The 877-nt window shown below is 65.3% G+C and carries 1 protein-coding gene; it reads right to left on the minus strand.

Features of this window, described 5'->3' with window-relative positions:
* Positions 1-34 precede the first annotated feature (34 nt).
* On the minus strand, positions 35-877 hold an 843-nt coding region (locus AC3A3X_RS17820), incomplete at its 5' end, for an elongation factor Tu (RefSeq protein ID WP_487584310.1).

The raw sequence follows: 877 nt of genomic DNA on the forward strand, positions 1-877 counted from the left end.
GCCGGGCGCGCTTGCGCGCGCCCGGGTCAATTCGTCACTTGATGATCTTCGCCACCACGCCGGCGCCGACGGTGCGGCCGCCTTCGCGGATTGCGAAACGCAGGCCTTCGTCCATCGCCACCGGGTTGATCAGCGAGACGACCATCTTGATGTTGTCGCCCGGCATGACCATCTCGACGCCTTCCGGCAGCGTCACCGCGCCGGTGATGTCGGTCGTGCGGAAGTAGAACTGCGGGCGGTAGCCCTTGAAGAACGGGGTGTGACGGCCGCCCTCGTCCTTCGACAGCACGTACACCTCGGCTTCGAACTCGGTGTGCGGGGTGATCGAACCCGGCTTGCACAGCACCTGGCCGCGCTCGACGTCGTCACGCTTGGTGCCGCGCAGCAGCAGACCGGCGTTGTCGCCTGCCTGACCCTGGTCCAGCAGCTTGCGGAACATCTCGACGCCGGTAACGGTCGTCTTCTGGGTCGGACGGATACCGACGATTTCGATTTCGTCGCCGACCTTGATGATGCCGCGCTCGATACGACCGGTCACCACGGTGCCGCGGCCCGAGATCGAGAACACGTCTTCCACCGGCATCAGGAACGCCTTGTCGACGTCACGCTGCGGCTCCGGGATGAAGGTGTCGAGCGCGTCGACCAGCTTCAGGATCGACGGAACACCAATCTCCGACTGGTCGCCTTCCAGCGCCAGACGGGCCGAACCGTGGATGATCGGGGTGTCGTCGCCCGGGAAGTCGTACTTCGACAGCAGCTCGCGCACTTCCATCTCGACCAGCTCGAGCAGCTCGGCGTCGTCGACCATGTCGGCCTTGTTCAGGAACACCACGATGTACGGCACGCCGACCTGGCGCGACAGCAGGATGTGCTCGCG

This window comes from Lysobacter sp. Soil_N_23 (assembly GCF_057656135.1).